Source organism: Paenibacillus sp. S28, assembly GCF_016624415.1.
Lineage (GTDB): Bacteria > Bacillota > Bacilli > Paenibacillales > Paenibacillaceae > Paenibacillus_AQ > Paenibacillus_AQ favisporus.
In genome coordinates this window covers 59,425-78,171 of record NZ_JACVTM010000002.1, presented here as the reverse complement: position 1 = coordinate 78,171, position 18,747 = coordinate 59,425, and the positions used below count along the sequence as shown (strand labels likewise).

19 protein-coding genes are annotated in these 18,747 nt (G+C 54.1%); 6 read left to right on the top strand and 13 right to left on the bottom strand.

The window, feature by feature from the left end:
* Positions 1–11 precede the first annotated feature (11 nt).
* The 4 genes from IAE55_RS04785 (at position 12) to IAE55_RS04770 (ending at position 4,408) form a co-directional block, all read left to right on the top strand.
* Positions 12–1,211 carry an MFS transporter gene (locus tag IAE55_RS04785; RefSeq protein WP_145947372.1) on the top strand — a complete coding sequence of 400 codons (1,200 nt, stop codon included), beginning with the start codon at positions 12–14 and terminating at the stop codon, positions 1,209–1,211.
* Positions 1,212–1,308: 97 nt separating this feature from the next.
* Entirely contained in the window at positions 1,309–2,547 is a 1,239-nt protein-coding gene (locus IAE55_RS04780) for an aspartate aminotransferase family protein (RefSeq protein ID WP_200631236.1), read from the top strand.
* A gap of 53 nt (positions 2,548–2,600) precedes the next feature.
* Positions 2,601–3,638 (top strand): zinc-dependent alcohol dehydrogenase, encoded by a 1,038-nt coding sequence (locus tag IAE55_RS04775; RefSeq protein WP_200631235.1) that lies wholly within the window; start codon positions 2,601–2,603, stop codon positions 3,636–3,638.
* Positions 3,639–3,682: 44 nt separating this feature from the next.
* Positions 3,683–4,408, top strand: a complete 726-nt coding sequence (locus IAE55_RS04770) for an HAD family hydrolase (RefSeq protein ID WP_200631233.1) — start codon at positions 3,683–3,685, stop codon at positions 4,406–4,408.
* 173 nt (positions 4,409–4,581) lie between these two features.
* Here the strand turns inward: IAE55_RS04770 and IAE55_RS04765 are convergent, their stop codons facing one another.
* From IAE55_RS04765 to IAE55_RS04715, 11 genes are all read right to left on the bottom strand, one after another.
* Complete coding sequence (locus IAE55_RS04765; protein WP_200631232.1) at positions 4,582–5,187, bottom strand: DUF1349 domain-containing protein; 606 nt, start codon at positions 5,185–5,187, stop codon at positions 4,582–4,584.
* Positions 5,188–5,359: 172 nt separating this feature from the next.
* Entirely contained in the window at positions 5,360–6,427 is a 1,068-nt protein-coding gene (gene mltG, locus IAE55_RS04760; RefSeq protein ID WP_200631231.1) for an endolytic transglycosylase MltG, read from the bottom strand.
* Positions 6,428–6,538: 111 nt separating this feature from the next.
* The gene (locus IAE55_RS04755) at positions 6,539–6,850 is read right to left on the bottom strand and encodes a DUF1292 domain-containing protein (protein WP_116229388.1); all 312 of its coding nucleotides are present in this window, start codon (positions 6,848–6,850) and stop codon (positions 6,539–6,541) included.
* Complete coding sequence (locus IAE55_RS04750; protein WP_076169646.1) at positions 6,843–7,154, bottom strand: DUF1292 domain-containing protein; 312 nt, start codon at positions 7,152–7,154, stop codon at positions 6,843–6,845. Before IAE55_RS04750 ends, IAE55_RS04755 begins: the two co-directional genes overlap by 8 nt.
* Positions 7,155–7,165: 11 nt before the next feature.
* Complete coding sequence (ruvX, locus tag IAE55_RS04745) at positions 7,166–7,582, bottom strand: Holliday junction resolvase RuvX (protein ID WP_076169645.1); 417 nt, start codon at positions 7,580–7,582, stop codon at positions 7,166–7,168.
* Positions 7,583–7,591: 9 nt separating this feature from the next.
* A complete protein-coding gene (locus IAE55_RS04740) occupies positions 7,592–7,852 on the bottom strand; it encodes an IreB family regulatory phosphoprotein (RefSeq protein ID WP_076169644.1) in 261 nt (86 codons plus the stop codon).
* A 203-nt stretch (positions 7,853–8,055) separates the two neighbouring features.
* On the bottom strand, positions 8,056–10,680 hold the full coding sequence (gene alaS / locus IAE55_RS04735; protein ID WP_200631230.1) for an alanine--tRNA ligase: 2,625 nt from the start codon (positions 10,678–10,680) through the stop codon (positions 8,056–8,058).
* 395 nt (positions 10,681–11,075) lie between these two features.
* A complete protein-coding gene (locus IAE55_RS04730) occupies positions 11,076–12,107 on the bottom strand; it encodes an AI-2E family transporter (RefSeq protein WP_234489360.1) in 1,032 nt (343 codons plus the stop codon).
* Between the two features lie 416 nt (positions 12,108–12,523).
* Complete coding sequence (locus tag IAE55_RS04725) at positions 12,524–12,730, bottom strand: hypothetical protein (protein WP_076169641.1); 207 nt, start codon at positions 12,728–12,730, stop codon at positions 12,524–12,526.
* A 13-nt stretch (positions 12,731–12,743) separates the two neighbouring features.
* Positions 12,744–13,265 carry a PRC-barrel domain-containing protein gene (locus IAE55_RS04720; protein WP_076169640.1) on the bottom strand — a complete coding sequence of 174 codons (522 nt, stop codon included), beginning with the start codon at positions 13,263–13,265 and terminating at the stop codon, positions 12,744–12,746.
* Positions 13,266–13,426: 161 nt separating this feature from the next.
* On the bottom strand, positions 13,427–14,569 hold the full coding sequence (locus tag IAE55_RS04715; protein WP_116229385.1) for a cysteine desulfurase family protein: 1,143 nt from the start codon (positions 14,567–14,569) through the stop codon (positions 13,427–13,429).
* A 168-nt stretch (positions 14,570–14,737) separates the two neighbouring features.
* Between IAE55_RS04715 and IAE55_RS04710 the strand changes: the two genes are divergently transcribed.
* Complete coding sequence (locus IAE55_RS04710; protein ID WP_076169638.1) at positions 14,738–15,073, top strand: hypothetical protein; 336 nt, start codon at positions 14,738–14,740, stop codon at positions 15,071–15,073.
* Positions 15,074–15,236: 163 nt separating this feature from the next.
* Here the strand turns inward: IAE55_RS04710 and cymR are convergent, their stop codons facing one another.
* On the bottom strand, positions 15,237–15,656 hold the full coding sequence (gene cymR, locus IAE55_RS04705; protein ID WP_076169637.1) for a cysteine metabolism transcriptional regulator CymR: 420 nt from the start codon (positions 15,654–15,656) through the stop codon (positions 15,237–15,239).
* A 404-nt stretch (positions 15,657–16,060) separates the two neighbouring features.
* Here cymR and mnmA point away from each other — a divergent pair, with 404 nt between their 5' ends.
* Positions 16,061–17,185: a tRNA 2-thiouridine(34) synthase MnmA gene (gene mnmA / locus IAE55_RS04700; RefSeq protein ID WP_325168602.1), complete on the top strand. Its 1,125-nt coding sequence runs from the start codon at positions 16,061–16,063 to the stop codon at positions 17,183–17,185.
* Positions 17,186–17,334: 149 nt separating this feature from the next.
* Here mnmA and IAE55_RS04695 read toward each other — a convergent pair whose 3' ends face one another.
* On the bottom strand, positions 17,335–18,645 hold the full coding sequence (locus tag IAE55_RS04695; protein ID WP_200631229.1) for a replication-associated recombination protein A: 1,311 nt from the start codon (positions 18,643–18,645) through the stop codon (positions 17,335–17,337).
* Positions 18,646–18,747: the final 102 nt, after the last annotated feature.

The following is an 18,747-nucleotide window of genomic DNA, read 5'->3' as shown; positions in this document are numbered from 1 at the left end:
AGCGTGAATTCTTGCGGAGGTTGTTTGCCTTAAGCTGCGGATTTTACCTACTGATCGGAATCACCAGTGTGGTGCTCGGCGCGATGCTTCCCGTCCTCCTGGCCCATTACCATAAGGATTACGGGGACGGCGGAACGCTGCTCTTCCTGCAGTTTCTCGGTTTTCTCGCCGGAGTTACGGCTTCGCCTTTCATGTCGGCCAAGCTCGGCCGAAAGCGGATGCTTGCTGTTTCCTTGGCCTGCGTCACCGCAGCCTGCATTGTCATGGGAAGCCTTCCGTCCTGGACCTGGTTCATTCTGATGACTCTGCTCGTCGGTTTCGGTTCCGGCATCATTGAGTCTTCGATCGGCGCGTTTACGATTGAATTTGCCGAAGAACAGAAAGCGGTCGCCATGACTAAGCTTGACGTTTACTTCGGTCTGGGCGCGCTCCTTATTCCCGCGGCGGTCAGCCTGTTTCTTACGATGGACGCCTGGTTCCTCACCTTTTTTACGGTTGCCCTAGTATCGCTGATGCTGTTGATCCTGTGGCTGGCCATGCCGGCAGAGAGCTCCGCACGGCTGGACAAGGCGGTATCCGCAGGTTCTCAGGAGAAAAGCCGCTACCGTGGTAGATACGCCGGGCTGCTGGGTATATTCATCGTCTTTTTCTTTGTATATATGGGTCTTGAGCTGGGGCTGATGAATTTTCTGCCCTCCATTCTGATCGAGAAGGTGCACGTTAAAGATTCACTCGCTTCCCTTGGCGTCACCATCCTGTGGATTGCTATGGTCATCGGGCGGCTGTTCGTGGGTAGAATCGCGGAAACAGTAAGGTATATCCCGTTTTTGGTCTGGAGCACGGCGGCTACCCTCGCCTTTACGATCGGGTTCGCTCTATGGGCGAACGAATGGACAGCCTACCTACTCGTCTTTGGAGTCGGCGTATCGATGTCCGGGCTGTTTTCCATCGCCCTCGTATATGCCAACGTGCTCATTCCGGGAATGACGGAGACAACCACCAGCATCCTGATCGCATCCGGTGGGATCGGCGGCGCGGTGCTGCAGTATCTGATCGGCTGGTCGATGGATCAGTGGTCGGCCGGAATGGCCGTCTGGATCCTTGCCGGATTCAGCTTGATCCTGCTGGCATCCCTGATCCTCACTAAGCAGCAGCAGTCCAGGAAACATAAGCTGGGAGGCAGCCTTCTGGGGCACGGCCACGAGGGATGATGGCCCCTTTTTGGGAAATTCGGTGTCGATACAAAAATATGACATTCTTCTAACAACGTATTACCGAAATGAAAATGAACCTTTGGAGGGAAGACGGATGCAAACCTTAACCACAAACCGTTTCAAGTTTGGAAAAGGGATTACGTTGGTCGATGATGCAGGCACGGAGTATTTGGACGGCGTGTCCGGGACGTTCAATCTTTCGCTCGGCTACAACCACCCGCATGTTGTGGAAAAGGTTCAGGAGCAGGTGGGACGCCTGACTCACATGTCCTCCACTTTTACCGAACCGTATGTGAACGAAGTGCTGGACCAATTGACCGAGCACGCCCCGAATGGGATCGATACCGGCTGGATGCGGGATATTACCGGCTCCACGGCCAACGAATGCGCGACCAAGATTGCGCAAAAATATACGCAGGCCACCGACATCATCAGCTTGTTTCTGTCCCATCACGGCCAAACCCAGTTTGCCACCGCCATCTCCGGCAACGCATTCCGGCGCAAGCACTTCCCCAACTCGACTGCCGCGAACAGCGTACACGTTCCCGCTCCTTACTGCTACCGCTGTCCCTTTAACGCCTCCCGCCCGAACTGCGGTTTTCAATGCATCGAATCGATCCATGACCACCTCGAATACGCAAGCTCCGGATCAGTCGCCTGCATCATCATCGAGCCGATCCTCGGTAACGGAGGGAATATCGTTCCACCTGAAGGATATTTCAAGCTGCTGCGCAAGCTCTGCGACGAACACGGGCTGCTTCTGATCGCCGACGAGGTTCAGACCGGAATCGGGCGGACCGGTTACATGTTCGCCAGCGAACGGTTCGACATTCAGCCGGATATGATCACCCTTGCCAAAGGCTTGGGCGGTATCGGCGTTCCGGTGGCGGCCGTGCTGATGCAATCCCGCCTGGACGTGCTGGAGAAGCACGAGCACTCCTTCACCTCGGGCAGCAATCTGATATCGGTTACGGCAGCCAAGTCCACCCTGGAGGTCGTATCCGAGCCTGGATTTTTGGATGAAGTCAAACTGAAAGGCGAAATCCTCGGCGACCTGCTGCATGAGCTTGAGACCAAATACAACTGCATCGGCGAAGCACGCGGAGTCGGGCTGATGTGGGGTTTGGAGATCGTGGACGAGGACGGAGCACCGGATGTCGCCAAGACCAACGCGGTAATCGATCGCGCCTTTGCCGATCAGCATCTGATCCTCCGCGGGTCCAGATACGGATTCGGAAACGTGGTGAAGGTCAGACCGTCCCTGACCGTAACGACGGATGAGATCGTAACAATCGTGGAAAGACTGGACGCGGTTCTGGCCAGCGTCGGTTAACGGTGCTAATGTTCGCAAAAGTCAAATATCCATATCCAAGGAGGTAATACGTGATGCAGGCATTGGTATACAAATCGGCATGGGACGTAACGCTTGAGGAACGGCCGGAGCCGTCCATTACAGAGGAGCATCAGGTTCTCGTCCGGATTCGCGCCACCGGCGTGTGCGGGACTGATCTGGGCATTGTGAGCGGCAAATATCATGCGGTATCTTCCGTCATCCTGGGCCACGAATCGGCAGGAGATGTCGTTAGCGTCGGCAGGGGAGTCACCACGCTGAAGCCAGGCGACCGGGTCGTGATCGACCCGACTTATTACTGCGGGCACTGTGAGATGTGCCGAACTGGCCGGCAAAATCACTGCGTCCATAAGTCTGTGACGGAAACCGGGGTCAGCGCCAACGGAACCTTTACCGATTATTACGTCACCGAAGACCGCTTTTTATATCCATTAAAAGATCATGTCAGCTACGAGGAGGCCACTTTAACGGAGCCGCTAAGCTGCATCCTGACAGGAATCAACCAAATCCGGCTCCTGCCGAATTTTCGCACGGTCGTCCTCGGCGCCGGGCCCATCGGCATTCTGTACAGCTATGCCCTGGCTTCCAAAGGCGTAACGGGAAGCATTGTGGACATCTCCAAAGAAAGGCTCGCCATCGCCGGGAGTATCGCCCCGGAACGCTGGAGAACTTACGATTCGTTCGAAACGGCGGTAGCGGAGGCTTCATCCGGTGGCGGACAGGTGGATCTTATCGTCGATACGACGGGCGTGGTCGGAACGCAGGTGCTTCCAAGCCTGGCAAACGGCGGTTACCTCATGCTTGTCGGCTTAAGAGACGGCGTCAGCACCTTTAATCCCAAAGAGGTCGTCGACCGGAGCCTCAAAATCATCGGCTCGATCGATTCCCTGGGCACCTTTTCCACCGCCCATTACATGATCGAGCGCCAAATTATTCCCGCGCAAAAAATCATAACCCACACCTATCCCTTGGCCCAATACCGGGAAGCCTTCCAAGCCCTGGGCTGTGATCTGGACGGGCGTTCGCTGAGCCCTTCGTCCCAGGCGATCAAGGTCATTCTGCAATCGGTCTGAAGCCGTTTAGGCACGAAAAATAACGACAAAGGAGCGTTAAGCGTATGACATTGCAGAAGCAGGAATGGCAGGCCCCGCCGGTAAAGGCCGTTATTTTTGATATGGACGGCGTGCTCGTAAACAGCGAACCGATCTATTTTGAGATTGAGCGCAGCTCTTTCGCCCACTTCGGCGCTCCCGTAACGGAAGAGGAGCATCACGGCTACGTGGGGGTAACGCTGGAGTCCATGTGGAGGCAGGTGCTGGAGAAGCATAAGCTCTCCTTCCCGCTGGAAGAAGTGCTCGCCTATCATCAGAACAACGTGCTGGACATCATGGCAGCACACCCCGAACTGCAGCCGATTCCCCACGTAACGCCATGGCTGGATTGGCTGCGCAGCCGTCAGGTGCCGCTTGCGGTAGCTTCTTCCTCGCCTCCGTCCCTGATCCGGCTCATCATGGAACGTACCGGACTTGGAGCCTTTTTCAGCGTGCGGCTTTCCGGGGAAGAGGTGAAGTCCGGCAAACCGGCACCCGATATTTTTCTGCAGGCCGCCGAGCTGCTGGGAGCCGAGCCCTCATCATGCCTGGTTATCGAGGACTCTTGCAATGGGGTCAAGGCCGCAAAGAGCGCAGGCATGCGCTGCATCGGGTACCTTAACCCCGGATCCGGCCGGCAGGATTTGTCCCAGGCGGACCATATCATCACCAGCTACCTTGAAATGGAAACGATCCGGGACATGCTGTCCATCGAACGGCTCACTCCAGTCCCTTTGGATTTGCAGGCATAACGCTGGCGGCTGTTTGATACGGCCCGGCTCCAAGAAACAACCGATTTGAATTCAACCACCAAAAGGCTGCAGCCTCCGTCCGGGTTCGGACAAGAGTCTGCAGCCTTTTTCGCCGATGAAGTCGACTGTTCCGGTGAAGGAGCAGGAGCAAGCTCAGCCGTCAGGCATGGCCTTCATTGCGACTCCGGCGGCTGTTCATGCACATCCGCATCCGGCTGGGCCGTTGCCCATCGGGTAAAAGCCACTTTGAGCCCAGCACTTGTCGGCGCGCACAAATACGGTCCCGCTTGCCATTCATCCGGAGTAAGCCGGCATACGCGGACGGTTCTCCAGCCTTCCCCTTGCGTTCGTGCTCTGATAATAACCGCATCTTTCAGACGGGACGCCCGGATCGTCACGATCTTCTCCATCCACTCCGGAACGGGCGCAAGCGACCAATCCGAATAGCCGTGGGTCACGACCGCTCCGAGATGAGGGACGCCATCATTCATCTCGATTCCGGCTTTGATCCACTGCTGCCCATGGCTCCATAACATCAGACCTGCCTGGTCATACAAATGATCGAAGGCGGTCAAACGAAAGGTTATCTCTACCGCTTCTTCCCCATCCCATGGCAGCAGAAGCGAGTGGCCGTTGTCCCGTTCAAAACCGTACATGGTCGTTTGCCAATAATCACTGCCCTGGCACGCTTCAACGATCAGCTCCCCGTCCTTCTCTTCACAAGCAGCCGGTTCCGTCGACCAGCGGCCGCTAGTCCACGGTATCACTTGTCTAGTCATATTCATGCCACCCTCTCCCCAAACGAATTTTAACATTTTGAACGATTCCCAGGAGAAACTACTGTACTTAAAAAGCACCCCGGACCCGGCGGAAGCGTGTGTCTCCGGCAGAGTCTGAGGTGCTTTGGTGCTCGCAGCGGCAAATGGATTCTGGGCGATACTTGCCCCGCAGCTACTGCTTCGCATTGCTGTTGCTTTTCTTGATGTTGTTCAAATGCTCCTGGTACGTCTTCGCAAATAAATGCTCATGCGAGCCGTCCTTCTTGGTCACGTAATACAAATAATCGGAAGCTTCCGGCGATAATGCGGCTTTGATCGAAGCGATGCTCGGACTGCAGATTGGTCCTGGCGGGAGCCCCGGATGCAAATACGTGTTATATGGACTGTCCACCTTCAGGTCCTTATACAGCAGCCGTTCCTTCGGCTCCTTCAAAGCGTACTGCACCGTAGCGTCGATTTCCAGCTTCATCTCCTTGTGCAGGCGGTTGTAGATGACACCCGCAACAAGCGGACGCTCCTTGTCGACCACAACCTCCCGTTCGACGAGCGAAGCCACCGTCAGCATCTCGTGCAATGTAAGGCCATGAGCCTTCAGATTCTGCTCCAGATCAGGGATCTGATCGAGCTTGCTCTGCATTTGCTCCAGCATTCGGGTCAGGATCTCTTCCTGCCCAGTCCCTTTTTTAAATTCGTACGTGTCCGGGAACAGGTACCCCTCCGCCTTATGCTTTAACGAAGTATCCGCAGGGATCTCCTTAAAGGCCGGTACGTCCGTCTGACCGCCGGTATCCGCCAGCTTTACGAACGCCGCCGGATCACTCTGGCTTGCTTCTCCCACCGTCTTTGCGATCTGCTCCAGCGTATAGCCTTCCGGAATCGTAATGCGGATCATTTCCGCCTTCACCACTTCGCCGCTGTTCAGCTTGGCAATCAGCTGGTCGTAGGTTACCCCCGGCTTCACCTCATAGGTTCCCGCCTGAAAACGGGAGCCCTGGTTTTTCCATTTCAAGTAGATTTTAAAGAACATATCGTTTTTAATGAGTCCACTTTGCTTAAGAACCCCGGCAATTTGCGAAGTTCCCATTCCCTGCTCAATGGTGAACTTGACGGCATTCTGCGAAGCCTTCACCGGCTGCATGCCGTTCCAGACGTAATAGGCCCCGCCAGCAATGATCACCAAGACGATCACCAGCACTACCAGAGCCTTTTTGGCAGCTTTCAAACCGATCCAACCCTCCATAACCAAAAAAATCCCCACAAAGCAGCGCAATGCTCCGTTTCACGCATTCCGCTGTCTTTGCGGGGACTCCGGAGTTATCAATTTTGGTACTTGATCAAACCTTGTGCCCGATTAATCTTCGCTGTCCTCAGGAAAGGTCATTTCGTCGTACAGCTCGCTGATATTTTCCCATTCATCGTCATCATCTATGGTGACAAGCCCAAGAGTTCCTTCAGGCGAGGAGACCACTTTCAGGATATCGAATTCTCCGCTTTGATCTCCTGGCTTTTGGAGCACAGCATAGCTCTGACCGTTGATTTCAAACTCAGCTGTAAGATCGTAGACGGAAGTGACTCCGTCCTCATCTTCCAGTTCCACAGTTGGACCAAAGGCTTCCTTCAGTTTGGAAGTCCATACGGCCTGATCTGCAGAGAAATCATTCATGTTCATTCCCTCCATCAAGTTCGGCAACCAGCGTATTGAACGTTTCCTCGACGATTTCCCACTCTTCGTCGTCCTCGATCATATACAGCTTCAGATCGTCTCCGTCCTCCTCATAGCGGAAGGCATAGACCTCGTCGGAGTCATCATCCTCGGAGTCAAGCGGAACGACCATCATATACTTGGAGTCCGAGCCGTCGACCTCGAATTTCATGATGACTTCAAACTCCTCTTCATTGCCTTCGTCATCGGGAATATAAATAATTTCCGGTTCTTCTTCTTCCATACGATTACGGTCATTAGCCATTTGTATCACCCTCACCTTTTACTCTTAGAGTCCAAATAGTTTTGCAAAATCAAGCTGGCAGCCATTTTATCCACGACCTGCCTGCGTTTCTTCCGGCTGACATCCGCTTCAAGCAGCGTCCTTTCGGCGGATACCGTCGTCAACCGCTCATCCCACAGATGAACCGGCAAGTTCAGCATGTCTCTCAGCTGGTCTGCAAACGCAATGCAGATTTCGCCGCGCGGACCAATGCTGCCGTTCATGTTCTTCGGGAGGCCAACCACGATTTCTTCCACTTCCTGCTCGCGGACCAGATCCGCAATTCGCTGCATTTCCGCCCCGTCGCGGCGGCGTTCGACCACTTCAAGCCCTTGGGCGGTCCAGCCGAACATATCGCTCACGGCCACCCCGATTTTGCGGTCCCCGTAATCGAGTCCCATAATTCTCATAAAGCTCTCCTATCGGTGATTGGCTAGATAGAACCGGACCAGCTCTTCAATCAACTCATCACGCTCTTTTTTTCGAACCAGGCTTCTCGCGTTGTTCTGGCGCGGTATATAAGCGGGGTCTCCGGATATCAGGTAGCCGACGATCTGGTTGATCGGGTTATAATCCTTCTCCACCAGCGCGTCGTATACCGTCAGAAGGATATCCTTCGCGGAGGCCTCCTTCTCATCACCCTTCACGTTAAACTTGACTGTCTTATCCATGGAATCCATTTGTGACACCTCGCTTCTTCAAAAACATGTCCATGCATGTTTTGACGAATTGAATCTTTAAGGTTTCCTACTTTTTCTATCATACCATACCGGGCCGCGCCGAAGGAAATTCCACGGAAATAAAAAACAAAAATTTTACAAAGTCCCGGATAGCCGCCGGAGGCTTTACAATGTATTGGATGCAGAAGGCAAAGATGATATGCCTAAATTCCAGATCCAACCAATTGTTCAGCCAGCTTCAAAGCGTCTTCGAGCTTGCTGGCGTCCTTGCCGCCGGCCTGGGCCATATCGGGACGTCCGCCGCCTCCGCCGCCGCAGACTGCCGCGATCTCCTTCACCAGCTTGCCTGCATGAAGCCCCGACTTCACGAGCTCCTGTGGAACGGAAACGACGAAGTTCACCTTCTCGTCCATCGCTGCGCCGAGCACCAGCACGGCATTCGGGAGCTTGCCCTTCAGTTCGTCGGCAATCGAGCGCAGGCCGTCCATGCTTCCCGCATTGACGCGGACAGCGAGCAACTCTCTTCCGTTCACCTGCTTCACCTGTTCGGTGAGCTGGCCGGCTTCGATCGTGCTCAGCTTGCTCTGAAGCGACTCGTTCTCGCGTCCCAGCTCTTTCAGCTGGCCGTGCAGCGCTTCAATCCGTCTCGGCACGTCGTGCAGATTCGATTTAAGAAGCTCTGCGGACTGTTTCAGCAGAGACAGTTGGCCTTCCAGGAATTCGTATGCCATACGGCCGGTTACCGCCTCGATCCGGCGTACCCCCGAACCGATGCCGCTTTCGCTGACCAGCTTGAAGATTCCGATCTCGGACGTGTTGTTCACGTGGCATCCACCGCACAGCTCCAAGCTGTAATCGCCGACCTGCACGACGCGGACGATGCTGCCGTACTTCTCGCCAAACAGCGCCATGGCGCCCATCGCTTTGGCTTCATCCAGCGATTTATATTCAATTGTTACATTAGTGCCCTTCCAAATTTGTTCATTCACGCGGCGTTCGATATCCGCCAGTTCTTCCGGCGTAATGCTGCCGAAATGCGAGAAGTCGAAGCGCAGGCGCTGCGGCTCAACGAGCGATCCGGCCTGATTGACGTGGGTGCCGAGTACTTCCTTCAGCGCTTTATGAAGGAGGTGGGTCGCCGTATGGTTCTTCTCGATGTCTCTGCGTTTGTCATGATCGACCTCCGTCTTGACGGTCTCGCCGACCTTGAGCTCCCCGGCTTCCACCGTCACCTGGTGCACATGCTGTCCGTGCGGTGCCTTGAAGAGGCCCTCCACTCTGGCTGTCACCGATCCGCCGCGCAGCAGACCCTGGTCGCTGACCTGGCCGCCGCTCTCAGCATAGAACGGAGTGACGTCAAGCACCACCTGGGCGCTCTGTCCTTCCCCGGCGATGTCCACCATGGCGTCATCGACAATGATCGCCACAATTTTCGACTCGGTTACGGTGTCATTATATCCAACAAATTCACTTTTAACCGTATAATCGGACAAGACGCCGCCCTGAACCTTCATGCCTCCGCTCTCCTGACGGGCTGCACGCGCGCGGTCGCGCTGCTCCTGCATCGCTGCGTCAAAGCCTTCGCGGTCAACGGTCAGCCCATGCTCAGCCGCATAGTCTTCCGTCAGGTCGAACGGGAAACCATACGTATCGTACAGCTTGAATGCATCGCTGCCGCCGATCTGCTTCGTGCCCTGCTCCAGCGCCTGCTTGCTGATTTCCTCGAGGATCGCCAGGCCGTCGGACAGCGTCTCATGGAAACGTTCTTCCTCCGTAGAGATCACCTTCTCGATGAATTCGCGTTTCTCCACCACGTTCGGGTAGTATACGCCCATAATGTCGCCAACGGTTTCCACCAGGCTGTACAGAAACGGACGGTCAAGACCCAGCACTTTGCCGTAACGTACGGCGCGGCGCAGCAAACGGCGGATGATGTAGCCGCGTCCTTCATTTGACGGAAGTACGCCGTCGGCCACCGCAAACGTAACGGTACGCACATGGTCGGCAATGACCTTCAGCGCGACGTCGCCCTCTACGCTGGCATTGTATTTAACGCCGGCCAGCTCTGCCGTTTTTTGAATGATCGGCTGGAACAGGTCGGTGTCGAAGTTGGAGTCGACGTTTTGCAAAATGGATGCAAAGCGTTCCAGGCCCGCTCCGGTATCGATGTTCTTGTTTGGAAGCGGCGTGTAAGAGCCATCCTTGTTGTGGTTGAACTGAGAGAAGACGAGGTTCCACACTTCCAGGAAGCGTTCGTTCTCCCCGCCCGGGTACATTTCCGGATCAGACAGGTCGCCATAGGCTTCGCCGCGGTCATAGAAAATTTCCGTACAAGGACCGCAAGGGCCTTCGCCGATGTCCCAGAAGTTATCCTCCAGCTTCACGATCCGCTCGGCCGGCAGGCCGATCTTTTCGTTCCAGAGCTTAAAGGCTTCTTCGTCCTCCGGATATACCGTGACCGACAGGCGCTCCGGATCGAATCCGATCCATTCCTTGCTGGTCAGAAATTCCCATGCCCATGTAATGGCCTCTTCCTTGAAGTAGTCGCCGATGGAGAAGTTGCCGAGCATTTCAAAGAAGGTGTGATGCCGGCGGGTTTTGCCTACATTTTCGATATCGTTGGTACGGATACACTTCTGCGAGTTCGTGAGCCGGGGATTTTCGGGACTGATACGTCCGTCAAAATACGGCTTCAGCGGGGCCATACCCGCGTTGATCCACAGCAGGGAGGGATCGTTATGCGGCACGAGCGAAGCGCTCGGCTCGATCTGGTGTCCCTTGCTTGCGAAAAATTCAAGCCATTTGGAACGAATTTCACTTGCTTTCATATTAAACAGCCTCCAGCTCTCTCGTAAATTGCATGCAAATGGACGGTTAAACGTAAAAAACGCCCCTGATCAGATCAGGGACGAATGAATTCGCGGTACCACCCTGGTTACCGCCTGAACGACTGCCGGGCGCCATACGCCGGCTGCCAGCTTGAATGATCAGGCGATCGCCTTGTTAAGGCCGTTAACGGGGCCAGCCGGTGAATTTGTCACACTCCGAAATCAGCTTTCCGGACAGTATCGCTTGGGGGCTCTTGCAGCCGTCACGCTCACCGTGAAGGAGCCCTTCTCTGAACAAGGAGGAACTGCCGTACTTCATTTCATCGCCGTTTTGTCCATTTTTGCATAGTATTGTTTGAATTATATCCGAAAGCGCGGACGCTTGTCAAACCGCTCTACGTCGTCTTCCGCTTGACGTAATAGGCAAAGAAGTGCTGAATGATGACCTTGAGCACCGCGAATAAAGGCACCGCCAGAATGAGTCCGACGACCCCTGCAATCTCTCCGCCGACCAAAAGGGCAAAAATAATCAGCATCGGGTGCAAATGCAGCTTCTTCCCCACGACCTGGGGCGATACGATGTTACTCTCCAGGAGCTGGCACAGCCAGTTCACGATGATGACCATCAGCACCATTTTCCAGGATATCGTCGAAGCCATGACCACCGCAGGCGCCGCACCCAGGAACGGGCCAAGGTAGGGCACGATGTTGAATACCGCAACGATGCTCGCCATCAGCAGGGCATACGGCATGCCGACGATCATATATCCGATATAGGCCAGAATGCCGACGATGAGACACACCAGGAACTGCCCGCGGACATAATTCCCGAGCGCCTCATCGATCTCCTTCAGCAATCTGACGGAAGCCTTGCGCCGGGTGCGCGGCAGCAGCGATACGACCGCCCGCTCAAAAACGTCGAAGTCCTTTAATATGTAGAAAATCAAAAACGGGATGATGAAAATGTTCAGCACGATGTTAATGGTACTGCCGATATGGTCCATGAAATTGGAAATGCCTTTGGCCAGCCGGTCCTCCCACTGCAGCAGCCACTGATCCACGCCCTCCTTAATCCCCACCGGAACCCCCCGATTATCCAGGTTGTTCATGATGTTCTGGGCATGCATCGTCATCTCCGGCAAATGCTCGTTCAGTTCCTCCATCTGCTCGATCAGCATCGGGATCAGATTGATCAGAATCACCGCAAGGCAGGTCAGAAAGACGGCGTAAATGAGCAGCACGGCGATTCCCCTCGGCATTTTCCGCGCGGCCAGCATGCTTACTACCGGATTGAGCACATAGGAAATGATCATCGCCACGACAAAGGGGGCCAGGATCGCTTTTAGAAATTGATAGATATTCATGAACATCGGCCGCAGCAGCCAAACGAAATACAGAATAATCAGACCGAGCAGGACCCAAATCATCCCCCGGAACCATTTATTAGCCGTCAGTTTATCCACCCTTGTCTCCTCCTTCCGGACGTGCTGTCAAGTTAGTATATGTCCCGAAATTCGAATTTAACCTATTGGCGGCCTTAGGAGGAGAACTATGGGTAAACGCAAAGAAACCCGGATACCGGCGTCCGCCATGGAGGCAAAAACGGGTACGGGTTTCCAAGATGACGGCAATAAGACCGTGTATGCTTCTTCCGCTGTGGGTGCTATGTAACCAATAATAGGGATTGAAGCTGCCGGGTGAATCCCCCTTGCGGGCCGTGGCCAAGTGAAGACAAACCACAATTAGCGGAAGGGGCGGCTCCATTTACGCAGCATAAATCAGAAAAATATTCGTTAGGACCCGAGGGTCTGCGGAAATGTTCTGACCGGTACATGCATATTGTTTAAGAGGAAGCGTGCAGATGAGGAAAATCCTGAGGAATCTCCTCAAAGAACAAATCGTCCAGCGAGCTGAGCGTACCGTCCTCTTCTACCTGGTATACGGACATTTTCTCCCCGTTCACCGTCAGTTCAATAAAGCAGCCCCAGCAGTAAAATTGGTGGGAACCGATTTTTCCTATATCTTTGGAATTGCAGTTAGGACATCTCATATTCATTGATCACCTATCCGTTAACAGAATTAATGGCTTTTTCCAAACGCTGTTCGCTCATAGGCGGAACCATGACCGCATTCTCCCCTATGGACATTTCCGTGGTGCAAGGCAGCCATTTCCGCCCTTCGATCAAATCCGAAACAAATCCGTCGCTTATTTCGAGACCTAATATTGTATTTCCCATTTCCTGGTCAAAATAAACGTCCGTCACTTTACCGAGCATCGTACCGTCCTCAGTAAGCACGTCCAGATCCTTTAATTTATTTTTACCCAAAAGATAGGTGTATTGTATGTCGTCGGCATCCGTCTTGCGAACAGCCTGTTTATTACGAATCATCACAGCATCTTCGCCATAAGCAACGACGTCCTCCCAGGACACCGTCTTCGCTGTGTTGGAGAACAACCCTTTGCCTTCCAGCTCAAGACCTTGAATTTTCCAATCTTCGGTGATGATAATATCGTATATTTTGCCGATCTCCTTGCCTTCTTCCACATCAAATACGGCAAGTCCGATCATCTCTTGGAATTTCATGGCCAGGATCCCACCTTACCCTCTTCAAAATTGAAACGAACCCCTTCACGTTACCACCGAAGTCAGCCAATGAAAGTGCGGCACGCGCAGGTCGATTTGTCTCGCGAACGGTATGGAGCACTCATCCCTCCCTCTCCATCCATGGAGAATCCCTACCTTTCTTACGTAAGACGACGCAGAATGGTTTCAATTTTTTGGGCTGTGTACTCCATATCTTCAGTAGTATTACCCAAACCAAAGCTGAATCGAATCGCCGAACGCAAAACATTTTGAGGCAGCTGCATGGCCTCCAGCACATGGGACAGCTCCAGCGAACCTGAAGTGCACGCCGAACCGCTGGCCGCGGCGATGCCCTCCATGTCGAGATTCATCAGAAGCGTCTCCGTATCTGTCTGCGGGAAGCTGATGTTCACGATGTGGGGAAGGCATTCCTCTTGATGGCCGTTGATTACAAAAGCGTCCCTGCCGATCTCCTGCTCCAGCGTGCTGATCAAGGCCTGGCGCAAACGAAGATCATGCTCTCTTCGCTGCTCCATCTGGCGGGAAGCAATCTCCACGGCTTTGCCGAAGCCGGCGATTCCGGCCATATTTTCCGTTCCTGCGCGCCGCTTTTTCTCTTGGAGTCCGCCGTGAAGGCGCGGTGCGATGACCAGTCCTTTGCGGACGTACAGCGCTCCTACACCTTGGGGTCCGTTGATTTTGTGCGCGGAAAAGCTCATCATGTCGACCGGAAGCTCATGGCAGTTGATGGGCAGCGCTCCAAGAGCCTGAACGGCGTCCACATGAAAAAGAATGTCTCTGCTTCGGGCGATTCTCCCGATTTCTTCAATCGGCTGAATCGTTCCTACCTCGTTGTTCGCATACATGATGCTGATCAGAATCGTATCCTCCGACAATGCCGCCTCCAGATCCTCGGGCCGAACCCGTCCGGTGTGGTCTACCGGCAGGTAAGTGACACGAAAACCTTCCTTCTCCAGCTCTTCGCAGGCGTGAAGCACAGCATGATGCTCGATGGACGACGTAATGATGTGGTTCCCCTTAGACCTGCGCATCGAGGCTGCGCCGAATAAAGCGAGGTTGTCGCTTTCCGTGCCCCCGGCGGTAAAGACGATCTCATCGGGCAGGCAGCCGAGAAACTTGGCGATCCGGTCCCTTGCCCCGCTGACGGTGCGCTTGGCCGCACGGCCGAATGCGTGAACGCTGGAGGCGTTGCCGTATTGTCCGGTCATGACGCGCATCATTTCTTCCGCCACTTCCGGATGTACCGGAGTGGAGGCCGCATGGTCCAAATAGATTGATTTCATGATTACACCACCTTGGTCTTGTGTAGTATTTCGCTTATGATGTCCAGTGAAATTGTTGTATTCAAATCAGGAATTTGGAGCCTGTTCATACAGGGTTTGGCTCGGATAGAACGGTTTCCGGGCAGTCATAATATGTCGGTAATCCAATCCCGATATGGAGGTAATGACATGAACCCGTATTCCCAATCCCAGCAAATCAACCAAATCATTCATCAGCTGACGCAGCAAACTCAACAAGCTTCTATGGCTTACCAGCAAATGCTGAAGCAGGAGCAGCAAAATGCGATGCAGCTGGAGCAGCTCGCTCAGCGTGAGCAGCAAACGTCGCAAATGATTCAATCCGCCCTTCAAGGCCACCAGCGCGCCATTCAACAGCTGCAGCAAATCTCCAGCCTGGCCCAGCAAATGGTGAGCTCCGTATCCCAGCCGGTATCGGGATATATGGAAACGCAGCAGCCGCAAGGCTTCCAAACGGGGTTCAACAACCAGTTCCGTCAACAGTAACAACCGGAAACAGACTCGCCGAAGCGGGTCTGTTTTTAATTTGGAAAACATTTACTTACAAAACTTTGGAAGTTGACTATCCTTACGGAAGGTACGCCCAGAAGGTACGCCGTTTGCAAAGCCGAATGCCACTCGCAAGGGGCGAGTGGCTGCAGCTTGTAGTCTAGATGTAGAACATATAGTTCTCGGACGTCTCTTTCTCCTGGTAGGAAATCAGGTCGGCAAGCGTCGTCGAATCCAGCACGTTGGCGATTCCGTCACGGATCCGCAGCCAAAGATTACGTTTGGCCGGATCATCCTCTTCTGTAAAATCGACCGGCGAAATCGGCCCCTCGAGCACGCGAATGACATCACCGGCTGTAATCTCGGAAGCTTCACGCGATAAGATGTAACCGCCGTAAGCGCCGCGGATGCTCTTAACGAGTCCGGCGTTCCGGAGCGGAGCGATCAGCTGCTCCAGATAGTGCTCGGAAAGTTGGTTTTTCTCAGCAATGCTCTTTAGGGATGTCGGCCCTTCGCCGTATTTGGCGGCAAGCTCCATCATGATTGTCAAGCCGTAACGGCCTTTTGTCGATATTTTCAAAGGTGGCACCTCTCTCAAGTGAAATTCATGGTATCTATATAGAATGAACTCAAAAACTTCATGTTGAACGGCTTGGATAAAGCCTATTACAACAAGGGGTTCAAATTTCGAAACTTGAGTTTCAATCTATTAGCTCTTACTCATGTATCGTTATCAATGGCTTTGGTTCAACAGGTCGGTGGTTAATCCAAGAGAATACAGCTTATGTAAGCTTTTCCATATCTGCGTATTCCGATCATTTCCCTAGCCTATGTTAACATATCCGGCTCCGTTTTGGTTTAAAAAACAATGACAAAACAAAGAAATGTTCGCGACCGGTGGACAACCTATGTGGTGTGATCTGTGGACAAATGTGTTAAAATAGATGCTATGGGCACAATCTCATATGAAAATGGTGATGACTTTTGTCTACAGATAATCAAAATATACGTGTCGTCGTCGGGATGTCCGGCGGTGTCGACTCATCCGTCACCGCGCTGCTTCTGAAGCAGCAGGGCTACGACGTCATCGGCATTTTTATGAAAAACTGGGATGACACCGATGAATTCGGCAACTGCACCGCGGAAGACGACGCCGAGGACGTCCGCCGCGTCTGCGAGCAGATCGGCATTCCTTATTACACGGTGAACTTCGAAAAGGAATATTACGATAAAGTATTTTCCTATTTTCTCGATGAATATAAGTTGGGCCGCACACCAAATCCCGATGTCATGTGCAACCGCGAGATTAAATTCGGCGAATTTCTGACGAAAGCGCTGAATCTGGGCGCCCAATATGTAGCCACCGGCCATTATGCCCGCGTTGTCGAGCAGGACGGCGTCTATACACTGCTGCGCGGCGTGGACAGCAACAAGGATCAGACCTACTTCCTGAACGCGCTCAATCAGCAGCAGCTGTCGAAGGCGATGTTCCCAATCGGACATCTGCCTAAGCCGGAGGTCCGCCGAATTGCGGAGGAAGCCGGGCTTTACACCGCCAAGAAAAAGGACAGCACCGGGGTATGCTTTATCGGAGAACGCAATTTCAAAGAGTTCCTGAGCCAATACCTGCCTGCCCAATCCGGCCAAATGGTCGATATCTCCACTGGCGAAGTCAAAGGCCGCCATGACGGCCTCATGTACTACACGCTCGGACAGCGCCAAGGCCTTGGTATCGGCGGTTCCGGCTCGGGCGAACCATGGTTCGTGGCCGACAAGGATCTAGAGAAGAACATTTTGTACGTCGTGCAGGGGGATCAGCATCCCAGCCTGTACTCCACCGGACTCATCGCTTCAGGCGTGAACTGGATCGCGGGACAAGGGGCCGTGCCCAAAGAGCCCTTCCAATGCACCGCCAAGTTCCGCTACCGTCAGCCCGACCAGAAGGTTACGCTGGAATGGCTGCCGGACGGCAGCGTCCACGTTGCGTTTGCCGAGAAGCAAAAGGCCATTACACCCGGCCAAGCCGTCGTGTTCTACCAGGACGATGTGTGCCTGGGCGGCGGAACGATCGACAAGGTGGAAAAAGTTCAATACGAAGCTGCCATCTAAACGCAAAGCATATGTGCAAACCGCCGGCTCTTTCGAGGGCCAGCGGTTTTTTTGCATGCCGTCCTTAAAGATTCTCCCCGCCATCATTATTATCCTGCTGTCATCGCAAAACTAATCCCTAATCGAAGTATGTTCCCAGGCACCGCGGTTTAAGACTGATCCTTCCGGAGCTGCTGGTTATGCCGGATTTTCGCCTCGTTGCCCTGCTCCGACGCTTCATAGAATACCCGGCCGGCGATTTCCTTCGGCAGGTAGTCCTGCTTCACATAATGGCCGGGATAATTATGCGGGTATTTGTACCCTTCATGGCCCAGCTTGACGGCGCCCTTATAGTGCGTATCCCGCAAGTGAAGCGGCACTTCCGCGGATTTGATCTCGTCCATGGCGGACATGGCATTCGAAATCGCCGTATAGACCCGGTTGGATTTGGGGCTCTCCACCGCGAACAGGATCGCCTGTGCGATGTTCAGCTTCGCCTCCGGCCAGCCGTTGTTCCGGTAAGCGTCCAGCGCGCTGACGGCCTGAACCATCGCCTGCGGGTTTGCCAGCCCGATATCCTCGCTGCTGGCGGCAATCAGCCGGCGGATGAACACCATCGGGTCCATGCCCAGCTTCTCCACCGCGTAGAGGAACCAGAACAGCGCGGCATCACTTGATCCGCGGATGCTCTTATGAAACGCCGAAAGCACGTCATACTGGGTCGACTCATCCGCGCGCACGATCGGCCGGCGGATTGACTCCTCCGCCACTTCGAGCGTGATATGGATGGTTCCGTCTGCCTCGGGAGGCGTCGTCAACGCCGCCAATTCCAGCGCATTCAGCGCGCGCCGGATATCCCCGTTCGCCATCGTCGCAATATGATCGAGAGCTTCCTCATCGACCTTCAGGTTCATGAAGCCGAGCCCCTTGTCCGGATCCTGCAGCGCCCGCTTCATTGCCAGCATGGAATGCTCCTTCGTAAGCGGATGGAGCTGGAACAGCGTCGAGCGGCTCATCAAGGCGCCGTTCACATAATGGAACGGGTTCTCGGTCGTAGCTCCGATAAAAATAATAGTCCCCTTCTCCACCGCAGGCAGCAGCGCGTCCTGGCGCGAGCTGTTAAAACGGTGCACCTCGTCCAGAAAGAGGATCGTTTTCGTTCCGTACATCGATTTATTGGTCTGGGCCTGGTCGATCACCTCGCGGACATCCTTGACGGAAGCGTCTACCGCGTTTAGCCGGACGAAGTCCGCCTGCGTATGCTGCGAAATAATATGGGCGAGCGTCGTCTTGCCGCATCCCGGAGGCCCGTACAGGAGGATGGAGGATACCTGGTCGGCTTCGATCGCCCGGCGGAGCAGCTTGCCCGGACCTACGATATGCTCCTGCCCGATATATTCATCCAGCGTGGTCGGCCGCATCCGGTCGGCCAAGAGCCGTTCGCCGGGATTCGCGTCCTGCTGGAAAGAAAATAAGTCCATTCGATTCACGTCCTTGAAAGTCTAAAATGCTTGTCCCTGCGGACCAAAGCTGTTCTTCTATCATACCATACCCGGCCGGGAGAGTTCATTCCCTTCTGTTTC